This is a genomic window from Prevotella sp. DNF00663, assembly GCF_001553265.1.
GTDB lineage: Bacteria > Bacteroidota > Bacteroidia > Bacteroidales > Bacteroidaceae > Prevotella.
The window spans coordinates 1-21823 of record NZ_KQ960653.1 but is presented as its reverse complement, the minus strand read 5'-3'; the positions used below and the strand labels follow the sequence as shown (position 1 = coordinate 21823).

Sequence of the window (21823 nt, the reverse complement as noted above, 5' to 3'; positions counted from 1 at the left end):
CTATAAAGTGGGTTTCTTACTGCTCATTTGGCTACCTCTCAACTCTTAATTCCTCACTTCTCACTCCTAAATTCATAAGCTTGTTTACTCGTCCATTTGTCTATTAGAAAATTGCAAAGCTCTTTCAGCATTGTTGCCTCAACTCTTCAGCGTTTCTGAATAGGCTAGGCAGCGATGTTGCGGAGGCGGTGCAACAGCCCCACCTCAGTCCTTTACAGCCCCACCCCGCCCCTCCCCAAAAGGGAAGGGAGATGGCTTCGAGTTGATAAGTCCTTTAGTTGTGGGACGGAAAAGGTCTATTCTTTACTCCCTCTCCTTTTGGAGAGGGATGGGGAGAGGCTGCTTAAGTCCCAATCTGTTCTTCCCAAAAGGGGAAAAAGGCTATGATGAACCATCAGTACCAAAGGCTTTGAAACAAAATCTTATGATAGAACGTCGAAGGAATGCACCATGAACACACCTTATTTCGGCAGATATAGCTGAGAAGCAAAGCGTTTTCTAAGCACCGCAATGAGCCTTTCCTCGGTTAGGTCGCTCTCTTTGACCGTTAGATAATACCTCCAAGGTAAGTGCTTGAAAGTATCATCTGTAAACATATCGTCTGCTTTGACCGTCATGTCGATATGTCCGTTTAAATCAATAACAGATGTATGGAGAAACAACCATCGGCTTACAGTAAGGAACAACTTCCCATATTTATTCTTAATGGCATCAGGCGACTCCTTGGTTTGAGGAAATACGAGATAGATGTTGTTATTCCTATTATGCAAATTCACACCTCCAAGCGAATTTTCAGAAGCGCATATTTGTTCCTCATCGGGTATCAATGATTTAAAATAATAGGTAAGTGAATCTATTTGTTCCCTCTGTTGGTGAATGGCAGAAGAATTTTGTTGTTTCACAGCATGCCAAACGTTATCCATGAGAGTAGTTAGAAGCGCTGCTATACTATGCGCTTGAGGCGTCCAAATCGTCGTACCCTTTTCACACTCAAAAAAGAAATATTGTACACCGTCAAGCCCCAATCGGCCCGATAGAGGGTATTGGGCCGTATGCACGGCATACTCCATAAGCGCGGCCAATCGGAGATAAACGGTCGTGTCGCACTGCATCTTATAAGTTTGTTCTTTATCTTTCGCTTCCAAAATGTAGGACGCTCTTCCCTCCATAGGATAACGAAGATACAAAGCGTAAGGCGGGGTAAACGACGGTTTTACGATATACTGATACCAAGCACCTTCGTTGTAATATCGGTCAAATATATTCTGCCAAATTCTGTAATGCCCCCTATCGCACGGCTCCAACCTATTTTGAGCGAGCATGGGAAGGCAAACCGATAACAGTAATATGATGAGTGTAACTGGCTTATTGAGCATCTCGACATTGTTTACTGTTCTACCGGTCGTTTCTGCCAATCGTCTTTGACGTAGCTGTCAGGGTAAGTGGTACGGTCGATGACGTCGCCCTTACGCAGGCGGATATAAGTGTCGAAACTGCGTTTTCCCTCTTTAAGTACGATGATACGGGCACCATTGCTCAGATGATTGTACTCTGTGTTGCCCCCGGAGAAGCGACCGTAGGCCAGCAAAATGTTCTTATACATCACAGAATAATCGTTGTCGTGGTCGTGACCACAGAAGATTCCCATTACATCGCCACCCAAACGCATGGCTGAGAACATGCCGGTATTGATGGTCGGAGGGCATGCCGGCTCCATACGTGTGCCATAGAGAGTGGCATCTTCGATGGTTGCCGCCATTCTATATTCAATCAATGGGATGTGGAAGAAAGCCAATGCAGGCATCGGTTTACCACCATTGAGGGCTGTAAACTGTGCATTCTGCATGCGATACCAGTCTATTTGGTCGTGCGTAAGCCACGCATATCCGCCAATGGTAGAGTCTTGTGCCATGCTATGGGAGTCCATACAATAAAGTACGGCAGCATCACGATTACCCTTATGCGACTTGATTCGCAGCGTGTAATCGGGCGATAGGCCACCTTTGCGGTCGGGCATGATGTTGTTTTTCACACTGCGTGCGATGTCGTAAAGTTCTTCGTTGGTCATACCAAATTGCAGGTCGTGGTTGCCGAAGAGATAGACAAAAGGAATATTATACGAAGAAATCTTGTCCAAGACCACCCGTAATGTCTTGTCGGCTGGCGATGAATAGATCACGTCACCGGTCAATACAATCAGGTCGGGATGCTCTTTGGTCAGCACTTCGTCGATACATTTCAGTGCAATTGCCGCATGTGGATTGTTGATTTGGTAGTGTACGTCGGTGAACTGTACGATTTTAAACTCGCCATTGCTATTGAATTTCAAAGTCAGAGCATTGCTCATGGTGTAGAAACCCAACAACAATGCGAGCATCAAAGTAAACTTTCTTTTCATCATTTTTCTATTAAGGAATTTAAATCACTCATGGATATGATTATTATCTAACACCGTGGACTCTATGAAGTGCCCAGTGTCTTTCGTCCACAAAATTATATGAAACGGCCATAATTCACAAATAGCAATCCAAAAACATTGATTTTATAGCCTGTTTTTCGTTAATGACAGCCAAAAACAAGATAAACTATCAACTAAAACAGATGAAGAGGTATTGTGGTGCAATGACGTTCTAGCTATGGTAGTGTCTATTGCTGCCTATACTTTACAAAAAGCGGCAACAAAGAAAAACTTTGTTGCCGCATAAAAACCTTGACGGTTATTTCTTACGAATGAGTGTCAGCCCGTCGCGTAGAGTTAAGATGACTTTCTCTACTCGCTCATCGGCAGCCACATGGTCGTTGAACGAGCGAATGCCGATGGTCTGATGGTCGTGGTCGTAGGCCGAGTCTACCACATGACCATCCCACAATGTATTGTCGGCCAAGATGTAACCACCCGGCTTGAGTAGCTTCATCACCATCTCGTAGGTCTCTATATACGTGCGTTTATCGCCATCCACAAACGCCATGTCGAACTCAATACCCAGCTTGGGAGCCTCTATGTTGGCATCGCCAATGATAAATTCGATGCGATTGGATACTGGACTTTGTTCTATCCAAGGCCGTGTGAAGTCTTCCATCTCATCGTTGATCTCGAACGTCCATACCTTTCCACCCTCTTCCAAGCCCATCGCCATGGCAATGGCTGAGTATCCGCTGAATGTTCCTACTTCCAGAATGTTACGCGGACGAAGCATTTGTACGAGCATTTTTAGTAATTGTCCCTGTACCCGACCGCTTGCCATGCGACCGTGTATGGTATATATATTGGTGGCACGGTACAACCGATAGAGGTATTCGTGTTCTTTTTCGCTATGTTCTACTACGTAGTCGTCTAAAGAAATCATGCTCACTTCTTTTCTTCTACAAGTGCCATGACGGCAAATTCGTATGATCGCAAGCCGAACCCGGCTATTACTCCTAGACACCCAGAAGAAATCATAGAATGATGGCGGAACTCCTCTCGGCTATGTACATTACTGATATGCACTTCTATCACCGGGCATTTGAGTGAGCGGATGCAGTCGAGCAAAGCCACGGAAGTGTGCGTATAGGCACCAGCATTCAGCACGATACCATCGTAACTGAATCCAACTTCCTGCATCTTGTTGATGAGTTCACCTTCAATATTACTTTGGTAATAGGATATTTCCGCCTCCGGGAATCTATTCTGTAAACTTGGTAGATAGCTATCAAACGAATTGTTGCCATAGATACCGGGCTCGCGGACGCCCAACAGATTCAGGTTGGGACCATTCATGATCAATATTTTCTTCTTCATCTCTTTGCTATGATATATGGGCAAAGATAGTAAATTGTGGTGGGATTCAAGCAATAATAAAAGAGAATTATCCCGTGGTTTTAAGTAATGTTAGCTATGCTTTGCTATCTAAAGACAAGTTTTCTAGCCTCTATTTATATAACGTTTTCTACATCTTAGCCATCGGCTAGTTGCACTTTAGTTGGTATCATGGATAGTCATGCGATAAAACAATATAAGGTAAGAAGTCGCTTCGATGTTTGGAAACGATTTCTTACCTTTATATTTATTTCTCCACTTATATTTTCGTAAAGCAACTAAAGGAGTTTTTGGGAACCATATTAGAGGATTCTTTTTCCTCTATTTTCTATGGGAAGAGCTGCTATTCTCGCAATATATACTCGTTGAAGAGAGGTGAGATGGGCTTAATATTTAAAAGAACTACCCCCAAGGAACTCGCGAAGAAGGCTGGTGGGCGGGATGTCTCGGTTGCTAATAGGTTGGAAATAGCGCAGGAATTTCTTTAGACGATAGGCTTCGCTGTACTCCTCGCAGTCTTCTGGTACTTGCTCAAGCAATGGTTCGGCCTGTGTCTTGAGCACAGCCAGCTCGAAAAGCATGGCTGTGTTGAACATGGCATCGGCGTTCTCTTGATACGGGAATATCCATTTATTCTCGCCCGCTCTGACCGATGGCCATCGGTGGATGGTCTCCTGTGCGGTGACACCGCGGTATTTGAAGTCGCGTACAATGCGTCGTAAGAGTCGGTTATCGGTCGTGGGGATGTAGTTATGGTCGTCGAGTAAGATAGTGGTCAAGGCCGACGCGTAGACGCGGAACTTCTGTTCTTCAGGTATTTGAGCCGTCAGTTCGGGGTTAAGGGCGTGAATGCCTTCCACTATGAGTACATTATTCTCATTCATGCGTAGCTTCTTTCCCTTCATCTCACTGCGTCCTGTCTGGAAGTTATACGTTGGTAATTCTACCTCTTCTCCATTGAACAGGGCGTTGAATTGGTGGTTGATGAGTGGTAAGTTGAGGGCATAGATACTTTCATAGTCGTATTCTCCATTGGCGTCTTTGGGTGTTTGCTCGCGGTCGATAAAGTAGTCGTCGAGCGAAATTTGCAACGGTTTGATACCATTGGTCATGAGTTGGATGGACAATCGCTTGCAGGTGGTGGTCTTACCCGATGACGATGGCCCGGCGAGTAGCACGAGTTTCACCCCTTTACGGTTTGCAATCTCTTCGGCTATTTGTGCAATCTTCTTTTCTTGTAAGGCTTCCGAGACGTTGATGAGTTCCGTTGTCTTACCTTCTTTTACGGCTTCGTTGATGTCGCCTACGGTGCGAATGCCCATAATGTCTTGCCATTGGTGGTGCTCACGGAATATCTCGAACATCTTATCTTGGTCGGTCATCTCGGATAATACTGCCGGATTGTCTTGCGAAGGTATGCGCAACAGAAGCCCTTGATTGAAGAGTTCGAGGCCGAAAAGATAGAGGCCGGCCGTGTTAGTGAGTAGTGAACCGTAGAAATAATCCACGAAATCGTCGAGCTGATAATATGTGGTATAGAGACGCCCCGCACTCTTGAGTAGTTTTACTTTGGCCTCGTCGCCCTTGATTCGGAACATTTCGATGGCCTCTTCGGTAGGTACTTCGAAGCGGCGGAAGGGTATATGGGCGTCGATAATCTGTTGCATGCGTGTGCGAATACGGTCTACGTCGTCTGTCGTGATGTCTCGTCCTATTTGCAAATTCACGTAATAACCTTTGGAAACAGGAATGTCTATCACTACCTCGGCACCCGAATAGAGATCGTGGATGGCTTTACAACATACCATGAAAAGGCTTCGTGTGTAGCATCGCGAGGCCGAATTGCTGTGCATGTCCAGATATTCGATGTCCTTGTTGTGAAAGAGTCGGAAGTTCATTCCCTCCACCTTATTGTTCACTTTGGCGTTGATGGGGCCGTAAGGTAGATGCAAATTTAATTCATTAAAAACGTCAGAAAGTGTGCTTCCGATTGCGACCTTTAGAGTTTTTTTATTATTTTTGCAACGTATTTGTAATGTTTGTTTCATTCGTAAAGTCATTATAGATTGATGAGCGTAAAGGTAACAAAAAGCAGTATAAGTTCCAAATAGACAGTATGACAAAAAAATAAAAATATGGGAACAAGTGATTATGTGTTGATTTTCTTTAAGATTGTTGGTTCATTAGCATTGTTGATTTATGGTATGAAGGTGATGAGTGAGGCCTTACAGAAGATGGCCGGCTCGCAATTACGCCACATTTTAGGTGCCATGACGACCAATCGATTCACCGGAATGCTTACCGGTACATTTATCACTTGTGCAGTGCAATCGTCTTCGGCGACCACAGTGATGACGGTTTCGTTTGTTAATGCCGGCCTGTTGACTTTGGCTCAAGCTATATCGGTGATTATGGGAGCCAACATTGGTACTACGCTTACCGCTTGGATTATGTCGTTTGGCTATTCAGTTGACCTCACAGAATTTGTCTTCCCGGCTTTCCTTGTTGGTATTGTTCTCATTTATACACGCCGATTCCGTTATGCAGGCGATTTCCTCTTCGGTATCTCATTCTTATTTTTCAGTCTTGTGCTACTCAGCGGGGCAGGAAAAGACCTTGATTTAGAGCACAACCCTGCTGTCATCCATTTCTTTGAAACATTCGATACCAATAGTTATATCACCATCTTTACTTTCCTATTGATAGGTACGGTTATCACTTGCGTGGTGCAATCATCAGCCGCTGTGATGGCAATCACTATCATGTTGTGTTCCAGCGGTGTGCTGCCTATCTATCTAGGTATCGCCCTTGTGATGGGAGAGAATATCGGTACCACGGCAACGGCTAATCTTGCGGCTCTCGGAGCAAATACACAAGCACGGCGAACAGCATTGGCCCATTTGGTATTCAACGTTATAGGAGTGGTTTGGGTGCTCTGTTTGTTCTATCCGTTTGTGCGTATGGTGTGCGGATTTGTAGATTATGATCCGGACGGACATAGCCTTTCTACGCAGGAACTGACTCTTCGTCTGCCTATTGTATTGGCGGCTTTCCATACTTCCTTCAATGTGTTGAACACAGGAATATTGATTTGGTTCATCCCGCAAATAGAGAAATTGGTTTGCTGGCTTATCAAGCCGGGCAATGTAGATACCGAAGATGACTTCCGTCTACGTTTTATTCAAACTGGTATTATGCGTACACCTGAACTCTCGGTGTTGGAAGCTCAGAAAGAAATCGAGTCGTTTGCTGAGCGTATCCAGCGTATGTTCAGTATGGTTCCGGAATTGTTGAAGGAGACCGATGATGCCAAGTTTGTGAAGTTGTATAGCAGGATTGAAAAATACGAAGGTATCTCTGATAATATGGAAATAGAGATAGCGAAGTATTTGGACGAGGTGGGGCGTGCCCATTTGAGTGATGATACGAAGGTGAAGATACGTGCTATGTTGCGCGAAATATCAGAGATTGAGAGTATCGGTGATAGCTGTTTCAACATGGCTCGTACCATTAGTCGTTTGCAGCAGAGCAAGGAAGACTTCACGGAGCAGCAATATGAGCATATCCACCAGATGATGCAACTCACGAATGATGCACTTACGCAGATGAATACACTCTTTGTGGGATGTAGAGAGGAGCTGGATGCCAATCATTCTTTCAATATTGAGAATGAAATAAACAACTTCCGTAACCAGCTACGCACGCAGAATATCAATGACATTAACAATCATCTATACACTTATAGTGTAGGAACAATGTACATGGACTTGATACAGGAGTGTGAGAAATTAGGCGATTACGTGGTGAATGTGGTTGAGGCTCGTTTGGGAGTACGCCAACATGTAATCTAATAAAAAAGAGGTTGAGCAACACAGCTCAACCTCTTTCATTTAATCTTGGGCAGGTATGTGGCCTATCAGCCGTTTCATAGGGTTACTATCGTCACACATGAGTGCCGCATAACGGTCTAGAAAGGCTGTCTGACGGACTTCTTTTCGTGTACGTGCCCGGTGTACGTAGGCTCTTGGATTGCGCGGTTCGTAGACATGGAGTACTGAACAAACATGGTGAATCATGTGCTTGAAGGTGAACGGGCAGCCTCGACGGTCGCGTAATTCACACATCATGTCGGTGTCGTACACCATTTCTATGAGGTCGGTGGTGGTACCTTTCCAGTAATAATTCTTGTGTCCGGGACTTAGTTTTAGCAATTGTTCCATCTCTTTTCCCAATTGACTGATGGCCTTGTTTATCCTGTTTCTTTTCTCTTGTTGGTCTAGTTGTCTCTGATTGTTTGAATAGATTTCGTTCATGTTCTGATGATTAAAAAGGGTTGTTATCTTGAAAACTGCTGCTCATATTCAGAAGTTTCGAAGGCAAAATTACTGTGAATGGTGGAAATATAGGTTCACACAATCGGTACATCTCGTTAATCGAGTTTAACGAGATATATTATAACAAAGTAGAAAATACTCTTGACGGAGTCTACTTCTCACCGTTTCCGAGAAGTCTTTTGCTCAAGTATCTCACAGGATACCATACGGATAGCCATCCGGCAGCAAGCACTGTGATGAAGATAATGAGGATGTCGTCGTAGTGAACACTTACGGGATAGGCGTTCACGATGAAGTTTCCGCTGCTGCTACCAAGCGATACAAGGCCGTAACGTTGTTGTAACCAACAAAGCAACAAACCCAAGCCGATGCCTACAACGGCACCGATGAGCGAAATCATACGACCTTCAAATAGGAAAATATGGGTTATCTGTTTATCGGAAGCTCCTAGATTGCGCAGTGTGACGACATCGTCTTTCTTATCAATGATGAGCATGGAGAGTGATCCGATGATGTTGAAACAAGCCACTACTAATATAAATGAGAGGAACAGATAGGCAATAATCTTCTCTATCTGCATGATTTTGAAGGTATCGGCTTGTTGTTCGAAGCGGTCTCTGACAGTGTATTTATTACCTGCAATCTGTTGCATTTGCGCTTTTACCTCGTCGAGGTTACTCCCGTCTTTCAACCGTATTTCGAGCGAAGACAGCATGCCTTGCTGTCCAAAGAGGTTGCGAGCGAAGACGATGGAGGTAAGGATATAGTTCTTGTCGTATCGAGCTTGATTGACAACAAAGACTACACCGGCTGATATAAGGGAGTCTTGCACGAATCCACTTGAAGGGTCTGTCATGTCGAGCTGCCCTTCGCGTTGTGGTGCATAGATTTGTAAGAAACCGTTCCAACGTACTCCGATACCTAAAGTCTGTGCCAATCGGATGCCCGGAATACCGTATTGGAGGTTTCCGGCGTGCAAATCAAACTGTCCATCTCCGTAAAGTATGCTCTTGATATGGGTGAGTTGGTCGAAGTTGTCGTCCACTCCTTTGATGGTCACCATCGTTTGTTGACCTTGATACATGGCGAGTGCCATGTCTTCCACGCTCTCTGTTGCCACGTCTACTTGTGGAAATGCCTTGATTTTCGTGAGGATTGGATCATCGGCGGGAGCTGTTTTCCCTTTGGTAGGAACAATCTCCAGTTGCGGGTCGAAGTTGGTAAATAGTGTAGCAACCAAGTCGTGAAACCCATTGAACACGCTCAGTACAATGACAAGAGCCATTGTAGCAACGGCTACACCCACCACCGATATGACAGAAATCACGTTGATGGCGTTCGTACTCTTTTTGGAAAAGAGGTAGCGGCGGGCTATGAACAGTGGGAAATTCATGTAGTTTGAAAAGTTACCGGTAACTCGATTAGTCGATTATTCGAATAATCTAAAAGACTTGTTAACTCGTTTACTTGTCTCCTAGTAAACTCTCTTACTTCTTCAGCAATTCGTCTATACGTTCGATATAGTCTAAGGAATCGTCGATGAAAAAGCGCAATTCGGGGATGATACGTAACTGATTGTGTACGCGTTTGCCTAATTCGTAGCGGATGGTCTTTTCGTTTTTAACGATGTTTTTGAGCATTTCTTCCCCTTTTTCCGATGGGAATATACTCAAATATGCCGTACAAATACTCAAGTCGGGGCTGATTTTAACGCGTGTCACACTCACCATGGTGCCGTGCATCAGGCGTGTTTGCTCCTGAAAAATAGTTGCAATCTCTTTTTGGAGTAAGCGCGATATGCGGTTTTGTCTTGTCTCTTGCATAGTCTAAAACATATATGTTGTAGGGCAAAGTTACAAAATCTACGAATGTTAACATTAAGATTCTTTTACTTTTTATGTTTAATTAGCACCTCATCGGTTTATCCTCAGTATTAAAAAATACGTTTTAAGCATCTTAATTCTTCTCAATTCTTATAATATTGAGAAGAATTGCGTATCTTTGGCGCGTTCAATACTTGATAATATGATAGAAATTCCCCCTGTAATAGATGATATTTAATAATTATCAGACGACTCAATTCATCGTTGCGCATAAATATCAATCTTTATCAATAGACTTGTTATCAAACGTAAACAGGCTGAGAAGGATACAGCCAATAGATTCTTTCATATTGGTGATATTAATGAGCGGCAGGCTCAAATCATCAAGATTTTCGATGAGAATATCAATGAGATTCTTACAGTCAAAGATGCTCAAGTGCGTTTTATGATTAGTAACAATACTGTAAAGACTGATATTATGGGGCTTGTGGCGAAAGGGATACTGAGAGAGATAGCCTTGAATAAGGTGAAACGAGGTTACGTGCGTACCGACGAATTCGATGAAATAGTCTATAGCTATTAAAGGTTTGGAAGTATGTATCAATCTATATTCGCAATAAAAATGTTGCAATCATGAGAAAATACTTGTTTTATATAGCCATTGCTGTGGTCTTGGCGGGATGTAGTAGACCTGTAAAGACCGAGCAGGAAAGGAGTCTATTTGTCAATGATGTGGTCATTAAGACTACGCCGGTAAAGAATCAAGGAAGCGGACAACTATGTTGGGCCTATGCCATGTTGGCCACCATTGAGAGCGAGCACTTGATGCGAGGCGACTCGGTGAATATCTCTACAGCCTTCATCACCCGCATGCGATTGCAGCAAATGGCCCGTGCACGTTATTTGTCGCAGGGTGCTAGTATCTTCAGCTTACGCGGGATGGCACCGCTACTCATTGATATGCTGATGACAGTGGGGGCAGAACCCTATGATAGCTATGAGGATAAGGATGGTTTGAATGTCGCTGTATTGAGTCGAAAGGTAGCTCGTTTGGCCGATATGTCCGCTTCTCGACGCATTGGAATCGATAATATGACTGAGCAACTCGACAATATGCTAGACCGCGCTATGGGATATATGCCGTCACGCTATGTCCACATGCTGGGAGCAGAATATACTCCTTTGGAGTTTGCTCATAGTGTTTGTGGCCGAGACGAGTACGTCTCTTTCACGAGTTTTGCCCATCATCCTTGGGGCGAAGAGGTGGCTTTAGAGTTGCCCGATAACACCCAAGGTTTTCGTTTCCACAATCTTCCCATCGATGAATTGATGAAACGTATTCGTAAGACATTGGCAGAGGGGCATCCGGTATGTTGGGAAGGGGACATCAGTGAGCTTGGATTCGATTTCAAGCAAGGTGTGGCCGAGGTTGATGAGCACGACCGTAAGGCCACAGATATACGCCGCTTAAGCGACTTGCAACACTTCTTGACTACCGACGACCATTGTATGGAACTTGTAGGATTAGCTCGCGACTTACAAGGTCATCGCTATTTTATTGCCAAAAACTCGTGGGGTACGCATAATAAATATGGTGGCTTCATGTATCTAAGTGAAGATTATGTGCGACTGAAAACCGTAGCTGTGGTCATGCCACGTACTGAATGATAATCGTATCAAGGCATTGGTGAAATGTCATTTTGTTCATTAAACCTTATTTTTCGTCTCCTTTTGTTGTTCGTATCAATAGTTTTCATTATATTTGCTTGCAAGATACATTACCTTTTAACATCTCTAAAGAGGATAAATAAATAAGAAATGGAAAAGATAGACAACCTAGACAAGAAGATACTTAGTATTCTTTCTAACAATGCACGTATTCCTTTTAAAGACGTAGCAGCCGAGTGTGGTGTCTCGCGTGCAGCCATTCATCAGCGTGTACAGCATTTGATGGCCGGTGGAGTCATCACCGGGAGTGGTTTCGATGTCAATCCTAAGAGTCTGGGATATTCTACTTGTACTTATGTGGGGCTCAATCTAGAGCGTGGAAGCATGTACAAGACAGTGGTAGAGCGTATTGAGACTATTCCTGAGATTGTGGAATGCCATTTCACAACCGGTCCTTATACGATGTTGGTGAAACTCTATGCCCAAGACAATGAGCAGCTTATGGACTTGCTCAACAATCAGTTGCAGGGTATTCCCGGTGTGGTGAGCACTGAAACCTTGATTTCATTGGAGCAGAGTATCAAGCGCGAAATACCCGTCAAGATAGACGAAGACACGAAGAAATAGTAATTACATGGAATCTTTTAACTTAGAGTCGCATCTCAACGATATTTATGCGACGTTTCCGGAAGGTAATCACCGGCCGATTATCGGGTTGACGTCTGATCACGCCGACATCGATGCTACGCTGCGCGACCGATATTATAAGCAGGTTGTAGCGGCTGGAGGAACGCCCGTTATCATCCCTCCTGTGGCCGACCGCCACGTCATCATCAACACACTTGAACATCTCGATGGGCTCATCTTGACCGGTGGGGCCGACGTGAATCCTCTTTGGACGGGCGAAGAACCCGAATCCGGTGTGGGGCATGTGAATGGTGAGCGCGACTTAGCCGAACTTCTTATCTGTCGATTGGCCTTGAATCGGCAGATTCCTATATTGGGAATATGTCGCGGTATACAAACTTTGACCATTGCTTTAGGTGGGCATGTACGGCAGGACATGGGTACGACGGAAGTGAAACATTCGCAGAATGCCGACCGCACACTGCCTACGCATAGCGTTCGGATAGAGCAAGATTCCTACCTATATCATATATACGAGTCGGAAAACATCTTTGTCAACAGTTTCCATCATCAAGCTGTTGACAATCCGGGCAAGCATCTCCGCATTACGGCCAAGGCTGCCGATGGCACGATAGAGGGGGTGGAGAGTACCGAGTATAAGTCCTTCTTGGGTGTGCAGTGGCATCCCGAATGGCTCGAAGCCGACGGGTTGAAGCTTTTTTCTTGGCTTGTGAAACGGGCAGCAGAGTATCGTGAGGCATGCGATGTACACAGTCGTGTGTTGACGCTCGATACCCATTGCGACACGCCAATGTTCTTTCCACAAGGTATTCATTTTGAAAGGCGCGATCCACGCATCCTTGTCGACTTGCACAAGATGACCGATGGTCGACAAGATGCCGTCACAATGGTGTCTTATCTGCCGCAACCTCGTGAGGGTGAAGACTTTTCTCAATTAGTCGATTATGCCAAGATTCAGACGAGCATGCACCGTCCCGGTGCGACTATCACGCCTACACAATATGCCAATCTCATCTTTGATAAGATAGAAGAAATAGTGGCTGCGAATAGTCGCTATGTATCTATCGCTCGCACTCCGCAACAACTTTATGAGAATAAAGCGGCCGGTCGAAAGAGCATCATGCTGGGTATCGAGAATGGTTTTGCACTGGGTCAAGACCTCAATTTAGTGAAGCACTTTGCTGACCGCGGTATCGTTTATATCACGCTGTGCCATAATGGTGACAACGATATATGTGATAGTGCTGCTCGTACCAACCATACGCACGACGGTGTGAGCGAGTTTGGTGAAGAAGTGATTCGCGAAATGAACCGTTGTGGAGTTATGGTCGACCTCAGTCATGGTGGTGTTAAGAGCTTTTATGATGCTTTGGAGATTAGCCAGACGCCTATTGTGTGCAGCCATAGCAGCTGTCGCGACCTTTGCGATGTGCCTCGTAACCTCTACGACGACCAACTACGGGCTCTTGCGGCCAAGGGTGGTGTGGCACAAATCACTATTTATAAAGGCTTCCTATGTAAGAATCCTAGCGAAGCTTCCATTGTCAATGTCATGCAACATCTAGAACATGCCATTGCCGTAGCGGGCATTGACCACGTCGGATTAGGTACCGATTTCGATGGCGATGGCGGTGCTCCGGGACTAGCCGACTCTTCCGAGCTTATTAATTTCACCATCGAACTGTTGCGTCGACGTTACAGCGAAGACGATATTCGGAAGATATGGGGCGGCAACTGGCTTCGTGTAATGACCCAAGTACAGAATTACGGAAAATGAAAAAGAAACCAATCATCATCATAGTGAGTTTACTTGTATTAGCTGGTATCGTTTATGCGTTCGTTGGGGGATACGGTTCGCAAACAGAAATGTTGCCCGAAACCGAGGAAGTGGAGAAGGTCAATCCCGTAGGTCCGGCCTTTAATGCCGATAGTGCCTATGCTTTCACACAAGCACAGTGCGATTTTGGTCCCCGCTCTATGAACAGTGTGGGGCACGACCGTTGTGCTGAATGGATAGTGAATCGTTTTAAAGCTTACGGTTGTAAAGTCGAAATACAGCGTGCCGACCTTACGGGGTACGATGGAACTGTGTTGAAGAGCCAAAATATCATGGCTTCTTATCGTCCCGAACTCACTACTCGTATTTTGCTATGTGCCCACTGGGATAGTCGCCCTTGGGCCGATAACGATCCCGATTCTGCTAATTGGCACAAGCCTATTATGGCTGCTAACGATGCTGCTAGTGGTGTGGCTGTCATGTTGGAGATAGCTCGATTGCTCAATCAAGATAAGAAATTGAACATCGGTGTCGACTTTGTTTGCTTCGATGCTGAAGATTGGGGCACCCCACAATGGGCTGATGTTGAAGATGATGGAGAAAGTTGGGCACTTGGAGCACAGTATTGGGCGCAGCATATCCCGGGTGGTTATGCCCCTCGTTACGGAATTTTGCTCGATATGGTAGGTGGCCAAGGAGCCCGATTCTTCCAAGAACAGATGTCTAAGCAGTATGCTCCCGACATTGTTAAGAAAGTGTGGCGTGCAGCTAGGTCGGCCGGTTATGGTAGCTTCTTCCCCAAGACCGATGGTGGAGCAGTGACAGATGATCACATCCCGGTGAACGATTTTGCCAAGATTCCTACTATTGATATTATCCCATATTATCCAGATTGCAGGCAAAGTTCGTTCGGTCCCACTTGGCATACCCTTGCCGACGACATGCAGCATATTGATAAGAACACGCTCAAAGCGGTGGGACAAACCGTTATTCAGGTGCTGTTTATGGAGTAAAAGAGGTTTGTAGGCAAATGGAATAATAACTTCTATCCCGGTTTTTCCCTATTGTGGAAGGCCGGGATTTTTTTGATGCGCTAATGATTCCTTCTCCCATAGAGAGGGGGAGAAGCTAGAAAGGGGAGTACTTTAACCTGATTCGTTATGTATGGGTAACCCTTTAGGGCTTCTTTTTCATAACAATGGCCGGACAAATTGCCCGGCCATGATAGTTTACGTGCGCTAACGAGCGAGTCGGAAGTGTACGTTATATATGCTTTTGCACTTGCAAAAGCGTTGTTATATTATTCTTCTACGAGTGAGAAATCTTCTTTGGTTACACCGCAAAGAGGGCAAACCCAATCTTCAGGAATATCTTCAAATGCTGTTCCGGGAGCGATACCGCCATCAGGATCACCTACTTCAGGGTCATAAATATAGCCACATACGTCGCAAACATACTTCTTCATAATGCTTATAGTTTTAATTAATACTTTATATTTTAATCTTGTTGAGGGCAAAGATAGATAAAATATAGATACGCTCCAAACGGTTTTGGAATTATTTTTAGAAATAAATCTTATTCGATATGAGCTAGTCTGATTCCAACAACCGATAGCGTCGCTCTGTAAGCTTGTTAGCTATGGTCTGTAATGCTTTGTTGCGTATGAGCAAACCTAGGATGCCCAAACCCATCAACGCGATATAGTTCCATGGTTGAGGCAGCAGATAATGCAGCACTCCGTACACGATAATGGCTCCGAATACGGACATGGTGGCAATGTAAGCTTTCATGTCGAAGCCTTGATTGTTAAATACCGAAGCACCAAAAAGGTCGGCCCGTTTCGATGTGAGCGTCAATGCGATGAGTACCAGGTCGACAATTCCGAGCCCAAACACGACGATGGCTACCCAGTCTATGAGCTTATGATTCATCCAAATATAGATAGGCAGGATCGTAATAGAAGAGATAAGGGTGAGCGCGGTATACATGTTGTATTTACGCCGGAGTAGCTGTTCGATGTCAAAAGGCTTCGTCCAAAGTCCGTGGAGATAGTTGGCTTCGATGCCAATGCCCCATTGCCCGATACCCATGGCGGCAGCTGTGAGAGCTAACAGGTTCCATGCCATGGTGAAAGACTCGCCCGACAGATTGGTGTAACTATAGTTATACGCATTGAAAAGGAAACAGGCTATGAGTATCCAAAAGGATACACGCAGGCGCTTGATGCGCATCAGACGTCGCAAGTCGGTTAATAACCCTGACCGTTGTATACTTTTGGTGCGACGTGATGAGGTTTTACGCTCATCGGGATAATTCTCCAGCCGATTGGTATAGTAGAATATCGGGGCGATGAGGAGGGCGATAATCAGCAGTGTGACGATGGCATGTGCTCCACCGGAGAGTGCGAATGGGTTGATGGTATGGAGGAAAAGGCATATCAAGCAGAAAGGCAGATAGATGAAGACAGGCAATTTGTACTCCCAACCGTGGGCTTTGTGAAAGGCCAATATCAATGTGGCGTTGAGATAAGATACAGCCAATGATACCACGAACATGGCAAGGCTGCCGCGATAGATGGCTAATGGAAGGAGTAGAAGTGGATAGAATAAGGTTATCAGGTCGGCGCTTAGAGTGATGTATAGCAGCCATGTCCACTGACGAGAGGGGATGGGACGCGTCTTCACGAAGTCGCTCATGTCTGTATCGGGGTGCATGATGAAGAGCTTCATGATGAAGTCCGGGATGAGAAAACCAATGGCTATCATCGATACAACAGCCGTGTCGTCGCCCTGTTTGAGTAGCTGCCATGCCTTTGCGCCCCCAACTTCAAGGGCTATCCAAGCACAAAGTAGCGTAAGAAAATAGAAGTATGCTGCTACAATGATAGGTCTCCATTCGAAGTTGCGACGCTTCTGAACGAGCCACATGTGGAGAAGTAAGCGTATCATTGGGCTATGAAATAATGGTTTAATTCGTCAAATGCGCTGCCGGCTTCGTTGGCAATGTCTTTGACGATGTACCCTTTCTCCAAGAGAAGGATACGGGTAGTCACATCGGTAATGTAGTTTAGGTTGTGGCTGGAGATGATAACGGTGGTGCCAAGTCGCTCATTGAGTCGCTTGATATGGTGTGCCACAGCTATTTGTGACGACGGGTCGAGGTAGTTAAAAGGCTCGTCGAGTATCAGTATTTGGGGCTCAATGAGCATCGCACCGATGATTCCTATCTTTTGGCGGTTGCCCTCTGAGAATTCTTTGAGGTATTTGCCGGTGCCTAACACCTCGTCGTGCATGAGGTCGCTATATTGTTCCAACCGCATTTTTGCAATGTCGTGGTCGATTCCGTAAGCGTCGGCTATGAATTGGAAATACTCTTCGGGTGTGTAGAAATCAATGAGGAAACGACGATCTATGTACGACCCTGTGTAGTGTTTCCACGTCGTGTCTTCGTTGACAGGGACTCCGTTGCTGAGCACTTGTCCCGTTGTTGCCTTAATCAGGTCAAGCATTAATCGGAGCAGGGTGGTTTTCCCTGCTCCGTTGTTGCCTACCAAGCCGATGATTTCTCCGCTCTTGAAAGTGAGTGTGTCGATACTAAGAGCTGTCTTTTCGCCATAGACTTTGCTCAATTCGCATAATTGTAGTTCCATGAAATGATTTAATTTAAGTTTCGCCGGTGGCTCGACTTGGGAGTTCTTTGGAGTTAAAAGGGAGTTAACGGAAGATAACAGACACTTGTCGGATACCTCCCACTAACTCCCTTTTAATTTCCGTTAGCTCCTCAGATTATTTCACCCACTTGTCTAATACAGGTTCGGTGACTCCTGTGAGTTCGCTCTTCTTCTCGTCGTTCAGTTGCTCAAAGATGACGATCTTGTTTTCGCCTTTCTTCAAGAAACATCCCGGTAGGTAGAGCGTTTGCTGTGGTCCGACCTTCCAATAGCGTCCGAGGTTGATTCCGTTTACGAAGACGATGCCCTTACCCCATTTCTCCATATCGAGGAAAGTGTCTCCTACGGTGTCCAATTTGAATGTACCGCTGTAGAGAACAGGTGCCCCGGCATTGTATCCGGCGGGCATCTTATCTACGTTAGGCATCTCGCTCATAGGCAGACCGCGCATTTCCCAGTTGCCTGTAATCTCGTTTCCACCGATGGTGATAGGCTCGATGATACCCTTATGGTTGGCTGTGATGCGTGCACCATAGTTGATACGGCCAAAGTTTTCGACCAAGATGTCGAGTGTACTGTTGAAAGGTACGTTTATTTCCAAGCTGTCCTTGCCGGTTACACGGTTCAGTTCACCCACCTTTTCACCATTGATATATACTACGCCGAAGTCTGCGATGCCCGGCACTTTCATCATTCCGCTGATGGGTTGGTTGAAGTGTCGACGGTAAAGTACATATCCATGACCTTGATTCAACTGCTCAAAATTGAGCGGAGTGTCGCTCTCTACGGCTTTTACACCTTCTAGCAGAGTGAGTACATCGGCTGTCTTAGTGAGTTTGATTTGTGGTATCGAGATGACAGGAATGCGCTCCGGAACTGCCGGAACCTTATATTTTACCGACTTGCTGAGCAACTCTCTCAGTGCATTATACTTAGGAGTGGCCCATCCGGCTTCGCTGATAGGAGCGTCATAGTCGTAGGTTGTCATGTCGGGTTGTATGTCGTTCTTCTTCGCATAGTTCGCTCCTGAGGTGAAACCGAAGTTGGTTCCGCCATGAACCATGTAGTAGTTGAAGCTTACACCGGCATCCAAATATTTCTTGGTCTGCTTCACTATGCTCTCTGTAGAGACGAGTGGACGCTTTTCATTCCAGTGACATAGCCAACCGGGATAGAATTCTGCCACCATGTAAGGGCCTACACCGTTGTTGTATTCGTTTACGGTCTTCTTTAAATTCTCGATGTTGTCTTCGCCATTAGCAGTGGGAAGAATGCCCTTAACGGCTCCACCTTTGAACAGCCAACTACCATCTGAGGTGAATCTAGGGATGTTGAAGCCCACCTCGTCGAGTATTTTTACAATCTTGGCATTGTATGCTTTGTGTACTTCTAAGGGTATATCCTTGCGTTGAGCCACGTAAGAACCGAACTCATTCTCGGCTTGTACCATGATGATTGGACCACCATTGGTAATTTGAAGATCCTTCACTTGGCCGGCCAACTGTGTCAAATACGTGCGACAAGCTTTGAGGAAAGCTTCGTTATCGGTACGGATAACCATATCTTTCTCGTTCTGTAACCACCAAGGATAGCCACCGAAGTCCCACTCTGCACAGCAGTATGGGCCGGGACGGAGTATCACCATCAAGCCTTCTTCGGCTGCGGTCTTAATGAATTGTTTGATATTATGGTTGCCGGTTGTCCAGTCCCATACGCCCGGAGCCACTTCGTGATGGTTCCAGAATACGTATGTAGCCACGGCATTAAGTCCCATAGCCTTCATCATCTTCAGGCGATGGCGCCAGTAAGGAGCCGGAATGCGAGCGTAATGCATCTCTCCGGAGTGGAGTTGGATAGGCTTTCCGTCGTACAAGAAATTACCCGATTGAATAGCGAACGTATGCTTTACGTTCTTTGCTGCATGTGCTCCTACTGTCAAAGTAAGGAACAGTGCGGTACAAAATAATTTTAAATGTCTCATATTTAGGTTGATGGTTATTAGTCAATAAGCCCATAGCTGGGGCTGCTTTTCGTGCAAAGATATAGCAAATTTTCCGAAGTCGTCTCGCTATTGTGTGAACTTTTTATATTTGTTGTGAAAAGATGAAGTGTTCATGGTGCTTTTATTGTCGGAAAATATGTATATTTGTGTCGTCCAAATATCAGTAAATATAATGGAAGCAAACACTCTCTTTGAAAATAGGTATCGACTTTCGAAGGCCATGATGTACGATTTTGTGAAGATCGTATATGGTATTAAAACATATATTCTCGCTTTTGCTTTAATCCTACTGTGTGCCTTTTATATTTGGGATATAGCATACTGGAAAGGCGATACGGTTGGCGGTGTGGTCATGCTGGCTATTCTTTTGTTCGGCCTCATGGCCATATCTCCTTACTTCACAGCCCGCCGCGGCTTTAAAGCTATGCGGAAACGCACCAAGGCTTTGCATGGAGTGGAAGACCCCGAAGTATGTTTTGAGTTCGGAGACAGAATCGTATGCCACGTCAATGAGAATGTATCTTATTATGACTACAGCCAAATCTTAAAATATAAGGAGCGTCCCCATGTCATCGCCTTGCTGCTTTCGAAGAACACGGGTATAATGCTCGACCCTCAGGGTTTCACCGTTGGCACCTTGGAAGATTTCAGGCGATTTATCGAAAAGAAGTGTCTGCAGGTGAAGAAGAGGATGTAAGAGGTTATCCCAGTAGGTCGGCTGGGTTACAACAGAAAAAATCTTCGGCTTTCATACCACCTTCGCCATCAACCAAGGAGTTGATAGGATGGAATTTGTCTCTAAATACTGATAGGGCGGTGTTAGTGGTCTCGCTATTGCTTTTTACCTCGATGGTGGCAATTCTACCGTTCTTGTGGATAATGAAACCTACCTCGTCGTTTCCCTCTCTCCAGTAGTTGAGATGGTAGCGATGAGTAAAGGCATAATTAATCAGGTGACCCCAGCATCTTGGAGATTTCCTATCATCTTGGTCAAAGATACAATTTCTCCCGAATAAGAAGCTCCCAATTCAAATGTTTGGCGTAGTAGTGCAGGCTTATTGACCACGGAATTGTATAAGATGTCTTTGTTAATGGTTGCATCGACAATAGTGCTATGGACATAAGCTCGCCATCGTTCTTCATTCTTGATGAGCGATGCACTTCCCGGATAGCCTACGAAGAAGATGTATTGTTCTAAAGAATAACCAAAAGCATCGCGCATTTCGGGGTACGACCAGTGCGACATTCTTATTTCTTCGAAGCGTCCCATGAGCGACTCTGATAGTCCGTGGAGGAGCATGATGCGCGAGGAACCAAGCAGGATAACCTTGATATTGATACCGTTAAAAGTATCGGCATCCCATTCGCGTTTTACGGCTTCGCTCTAATTATTAATTTTTTGTATCTCGTCTATGATGAGTATGCATTCTTGAAGTGCCTCTAATCTCATCTTGGCTCTTACATTTGCCCAACAATCTCCTATCCAATCGGTTTGTGTGGCGGGTATGTTGTCGGCTGTAAAAAAGGAAAATGGCAAGTCGGTGTCATTCAATACTTGGCGAATAAGTGTTGTTTTGCCAACTTGTCGTGGTCCCATAACTACTTGGATGAATTGCCTCGGCTCTTTCATTCTTTGCATTACCGTATGATATTGACTTCTTTTATAGACCATACTCTTTATATTTTTCGACACGAAATACAATATTTTACTCAACGGACTGAGTAATTTTACTCAATAGACAGAGTAATTTTACTCAATAGATGGCGTGAAATTAGTATAAATTATTAATTACATATTCCGTTAAGAAAGAACGGATTCGATTAAAATCATCTAATCGTTGTATAAATTCTGTATTTAATTTTGTGTCAAAACATTTCATTGGTAGCCTCATTGTTTTCTCCAATAACTCTCCGACATATTCTATACCAATATTGAAATTAACTTTGCTTAATACGACAGAACTTAAAGTATTGGATAATATATAACCCCCAAAAAAAGATAGCTGAACAAGAGATAATCTCAATATCGTATGAAGGTTTTTCTCCACAACTCCTTTATCAATGATTGATTACGCGAGTTCGGGATAAAAAAAGCATTTAAA

The 21823-nt window shown here is 44.9% G+C and carries 21 protein-coding genes and 1 pseudogene; 7 read left to right on the top strand and 15 right to left on the bottom strand.

Annotation, left to right across the window (positions count from 1 at the left end; translation table 11 throughout):
• Positions 1–461 precede the first annotated feature (461 nt).
• The 5 genes from HMPREF3034_RS09830 to HMPREF3034_RS09810 all read right to left on the bottom strand — a co-directional run bounded on the left by HMPREF3034_RS09830 (position 462) and on the right by HMPREF3034_RS09810 (position 5847).
• Positions 462–1415 (bottom strand): hypothetical protein, encoded by a 954-nt coding sequence (locus HMPREF3034_RS09830; RefSeq protein ID WP_156431101.1) that lies wholly within the window; start codon positions 1413–1415, stop codon positions 462–464.
• Positions 1388–2398 carry a metallophosphoesterase family protein gene (locus HMPREF3034_RS09825; protein WP_156431103.1) on the bottom strand — a complete coding sequence of 337 codons (1011 nt, stop codon included), beginning with the start codon at positions 2396–2398 and terminating at the stop codon, positions 1388–1390. The genes HMPREF3034_RS09830 and HMPREF3034_RS09825 overlap by 28 nt, the downstream gene beginning before the upstream one ends.
• A gap of 319 nt (positions 2399–2717) precedes the next feature.
• The gene (locus HMPREF3034_RS09820) at positions 2718–3347 is read right to left on the bottom strand and encodes an O-methyltransferase (protein ID WP_156431100.1); all 630 of its coding nucleotides are present in this window, start codon (positions 3345–3347) and stop codon (positions 2718–2720) included.
• Between the two features lie 2 nt (positions 3348–3349).
• Positions 3350–3781 carry a type II 3-dehydroquinate dehydratase gene (gene aroQ / locus HMPREF3034_RS09815; protein WP_062435192.1) on the bottom strand — a complete coding sequence of 144 codons (432 nt, stop codon included), beginning with the start codon at positions 3779–3781 and terminating at the stop codon, positions 3350–3352.
• A 404-nt stretch (positions 3782–4185) separates the two neighbouring features.
• On the bottom strand, positions 4186–5847 hold the full coding sequence (locus tag HMPREF3034_RS09810; RefSeq protein WP_062435190.1) for a nucleoside kinase: 1662 nt from the start codon (positions 5845–5847) through the stop codon (positions 4186–4188).
• Between the two features lie 87 nt (positions 5848–5934).
• On the opposite strand from HMPREF3034_RS09810, the gene HMPREF3034_RS09805 reads away from it, so the two are divergent.
• On the top strand, positions 5935–7650 hold the full coding sequence (locus HMPREF3034_RS09805) for a Na/Pi cotransporter family protein (protein ID WP_036898174.1): 1716 nt from the start codon (positions 5935–5937) through the stop codon (positions 7648–7650).
• Positions 7651–7689: 39 nt separating this feature from the next.
• Here HMPREF3034_RS09805 and HMPREF3034_RS09800 read toward each other — a convergent pair whose 3' ends face one another.
• The 4 genes from HMPREF3034_RS09800 to HMPREF3034_RS12675 all read right to left on the bottom strand — a co-directional run bounded on the left by HMPREF3034_RS09800 (position 7690) and on the right by HMPREF3034_RS12675 (position 10392).
• Positions 7690–8112 carry a hypothetical protein gene (locus tag HMPREF3034_RS09800; RefSeq protein ID WP_062435187.1) on the bottom strand — a complete coding sequence of 141 codons (423 nt, stop codon included), beginning with the start codon at positions 8110–8112 and terminating at the stop codon, positions 7690–7692.
• 172 nt (positions 8113–8284) lie between these two features.
• Positions 8285–9526, bottom strand: coding sequence for an FtsX-like permease family protein (locus HMPREF3034_RS09795; protein ID WP_062435184.1), 1242 nt, complete (start codon positions 9524–9526; stop codon positions 8285–8287).
• A gap of 94 nt (positions 9527–9620) precedes the next feature.
• Positions 9621–9956 carry a 30S ribosome-binding factor RbfA gene (gene rbfA / locus HMPREF3034_RS09790; protein ID WP_036898190.1) on the bottom strand — a complete coding sequence of 112 codons (336 nt, stop codon included), beginning with the start codon at positions 9954–9956 and terminating at the stop codon, positions 9621–9623.
• A 277-nt stretch (positions 9957–10233) separates the two neighbouring features.
• Positions 10234–10392, bottom strand: a complete 159-nt coding sequence (locus HMPREF3034_RS12675) for a hypothetical protein (protein ID WP_156431099.1) — start codon at positions 10390–10392, stop codon at positions 10234–10236.
• 9 nt (positions 10393–10401) lie between these two features.
• Between HMPREF3034_RS12675 and HMPREF3034_RS12670 the strand changes: the two genes are divergently transcribed.
• The 5 genes from HMPREF3034_RS12670 (at position 10402) to HMPREF3034_RS09770 (ending at position 15062) form a co-directional block, all read left to right on the top strand.
• On the top strand, positions 10402–10539 hold the full coding sequence (locus tag HMPREF3034_RS12670; RefSeq protein WP_156431098.1) for a hypothetical protein: 138 nt from the start codon (positions 10402–10404) through the stop codon (positions 10537–10539).
• 50 nt (positions 10540–10589) lie between these two features.
• The gene (locus tag HMPREF3034_RS09785; RefSeq protein ID WP_062435181.1) at positions 10590–11624 is read left to right on the top strand and encodes a C1 family peptidase; all 1035 of its coding nucleotides are present in this window, start codon (positions 10590–10592) and stop codon (positions 11622–11624) included.
• 150 nt (positions 11625–11774) lie between these two features.
• Entirely contained in the window at positions 11775–12251 is a 477-nt protein-coding gene (locus HMPREF3034_RS09780; protein ID WP_036898194.1) for an Lrp/AsnC family transcriptional regulator, read from the top strand.
• 7 nt (positions 12252–12258) lie between these two features.
• Positions 12259–14049, top strand: coding sequence for a membrane dipeptidase (locus HMPREF3034_RS09775; protein ID WP_062435177.1), 1791 nt, complete (start codon positions 12259–12261; stop codon positions 14047–14049).
• 89 nt (positions 14050–14138) lie between these two features.
• Positions 14139–15062: a M28 family peptidase gene (locus HMPREF3034_RS09770; protein ID WP_369793932.1), complete on the top strand. Its 924-nt coding sequence runs from the start codon at positions 14139–14141 to the stop codon at positions 15060–15062.
• Between the two features lie 287 nt (positions 15063–15349).
• On the opposite strand, the gene rd is transcribed toward HMPREF3034_RS09770, so the two are convergent.
• The 4 genes from rd to HMPREF3034_RS09750 all read right to left on the bottom strand — a co-directional run bounded on the left by rd (position 15350) and on the right by HMPREF3034_RS09750 (position 19700).
• Positions 15350–15514 (bottom strand): rubredoxin, encoded by a 165-nt coding sequence (rd, locus tag HMPREF3034_RS09765; RefSeq protein WP_062435174.1) that lies wholly within the window; start codon positions 15512–15514, stop codon positions 15350–15352.
• 124 nt (positions 15515–15638) lie between these two features.
• The gene (locus HMPREF3034_RS09760) at positions 15639–16997 is read right to left on the bottom strand and encodes a DUF5687 family protein (protein WP_036898202.1); all 1359 of its coding nucleotides are present in this window, start codon (positions 16995–16997) and stop codon (positions 15639–15641) included.
• Entirely contained in the window at positions 16994–17698 is a 705-nt protein-coding gene (locus HMPREF3034_RS09755; protein WP_036898205.1) for an ABC transporter ATP-binding protein, read from the bottom strand. The genes HMPREF3034_RS09760 and HMPREF3034_RS09755 overlap by 4 nt, the downstream gene beginning before the upstream one ends.
• Positions 17699–17834: 136 nt before the next feature.
• Complete coding sequence (locus tag HMPREF3034_RS09750) at positions 17835–19700, bottom strand: glycoside hydrolase family 35 protein (RefSeq protein WP_036898208.1); 1866 nt, start codon at positions 19698–19700, stop codon at positions 17835–17837.
• A gap of 193 nt (positions 19701–19893) precedes the next feature.
• On the opposite strand from HMPREF3034_RS09750, the gene HMPREF3034_RS09745 reads away from it, so the two are divergent.
• Positions 19894–20418, top strand: a complete 525-nt coding sequence (locus HMPREF3034_RS09745) for a YcxB family protein (RefSeq protein WP_036898210.1) — start codon at positions 19894–19896, stop codon at positions 20416–20418.
• Positions 20419–20422: 4 nt separating this feature from the next.
• On the opposite strand, the pseudogene HMPREF3034_RS09740 reads toward HMPREF3034_RS09745, so the two are convergent.
• Positions 20423–21393: pseudogene (locus tag HMPREF3034_RS09740) on the bottom strand (ATP-binding protein).
• Between the two features lie 100 nt (positions 21394–21493).
• The gene (locus tag HMPREF3034_RS13175) at positions 21494–21784 is read right to left on the bottom strand and encodes an ABC transporter transmembrane domain-containing protein (protein ID WP_369796375.1); all 291 of its coding nucleotides are present in this window, start codon (positions 21782–21784) and stop codon (positions 21494–21496) included.
• Between the last annotated feature and the right edge of the window lie 39 nt (positions 21785–21823).